Source organism: Microbacterium paulum (assembly GCF_015707995.1).
Taxonomy (GTDB): domain Bacteria; phylum Actinomycetota; class Actinomycetes; order Actinomycetales; family Microbacteriaceae; genus Microbacterium; species Microbacterium paulum.
The window spans coordinates 1-1,489 of sequence record NZ_JAAGRY010000122.1 but is presented as its reverse complement, the minus strand read 5'-3'; the positions used below and the strand labels follow the sequence as shown (position 1 = coordinate 1,489).

At 71.5% G+C, this 1,489-nt stretch carries 1 protein-coding gene; it reads right to left on the bottom strand.

Annotated elements, in window-relative coordinates; genetic code table 11:
* Positions 1-13 precede the first annotated feature (13 nt).
* Complete coding sequence (locus G3N18_RS15715) at positions 14-1,366, bottom strand: ISL3 family transposase (RefSeq protein ID WP_420827110.1); 1,353 nt, start codon at positions 1,364-1,366, stop codon at positions 14-16.
* Between the last annotated feature and the right edge of the window lie 123 nt (positions 1,367-1,489).

Genomic DNA, 1,489 nt, shown 5'->3' with positions numbered 1-1,489 from the left:
GGCTCTTCGGACTTTAGGTGGGGGTGGTGGGGTCGAGGCCGCCGGCGATGAGGAGCATGCGGAGTCGGTAGTTGTCGTAGTTGCGGAAGCCGCGGGCGACGCGGCGGGCGAGTTCGATGAGGCCGTTCACGGCCTCGGTGCCGCCGTTGGATGACCGGTCGGTATCCCAGTAGGACAGGAACGCGGCCCGCCACTGACGCAGGGTGCGGCCGAGTCGGGCGATCTCGGGGATCGGGCAGGTCGGGAGCGATTCGAGCACGTGCTCGGCGATCTTGCGCCCGGTGGCGAGGTCGGCATGCCGGTAGGCGTCGCGGAGTTGCTGCGCGGCCTGCCAGGCGACGTCGACCTCGACGTGCTCCTCGCGCTGCGTGAACGCGGCATCGAGCCGGGCCTTCTGCCGGTCGGTGAGTCGTTCCTGCCCGGCGCGGAGGATGTTGCGGATCCCGTAGAGCGCATCACCTCTGCGTCCGCGGTGCCCGAGGGTGTCTTGCTGGACGCGGCGGCGGACCTCATCGACCGCGGTGGTGCCGAGCTTGACGACGTGGAACGCGTCGAGCACCGCGACGGTATCGTCGAGCTCGTCGTCGAGGGCCTTCTTGTAGCCGGCGAACGGGTCCAGCGTCGCGACCTGCACCCCGTCGCGGAACTCCTGCCCGCGCTCTTGCAGCCAGTCGGCGTAGGCCTTCGCGCTGCGCCCGGGCACGAGGTCCAGCAGGCGGGCCCTCACCCGCCCGGACGCATCGCGCGACAGGTCGACCATCCCGGTCAGTTCCTTCGGACCCCGCCCGCCATCGGCGACGGGTCTGGTGGACACGTGGTGCCAGAGGTGCTCGTCGACGCCGAGCGTGGTGACCCCGTCGAAGCGGGACTCGTCCGCGGCGCGCGTCTCGAGCACCGGCCTGACGTGTCGCCAGACCGTGCGCCACGACACCCCGAGCTGGCGGGCGACGCCCTGCACCGACGCGTTCTCCCTCCGCATCTGCCCCACCGCCCAGATCACCGCTCGGGCCGTGACCTTGGCGCGAGGCGCGGCGACCAGAGCGTTCTGCTCGGTGAACGACTCCCTCGGGCACGCCTCATCAGCGCACCGGAACCTGCGCTTGCGCCACCGGACCCGCACCGCAGCCGCGCTCATCGGCGCATCGACCAGCACGAGCGCCTTCCGGCCCCGCGACTCGGCGACCTGCCCGCACCCCGGGCACCCGACCGGCCCCGGCGGGGACTCGACGTCGATCAGGAGCACGCCGTCGCGGCAGCGCTCGACAGCCACCACGTGCAGCCCGCCGAGGCCGACGAGCACATCGCAGCGATCACAGTAGACAGCAGAAGACGGGCACGCAGCGGCGCACCCCGTAGCATCGGGCACGGGTCGAGGTCTCCGAACGGAAAGGAAGCTTGGTCGCTACCGATCCTCGGGGCCTCGACCCGCCCCACCCCGTCACCACGCGGCCCCGCACATCACCCACCCCCACCTAAAGTCCGAAGAGCC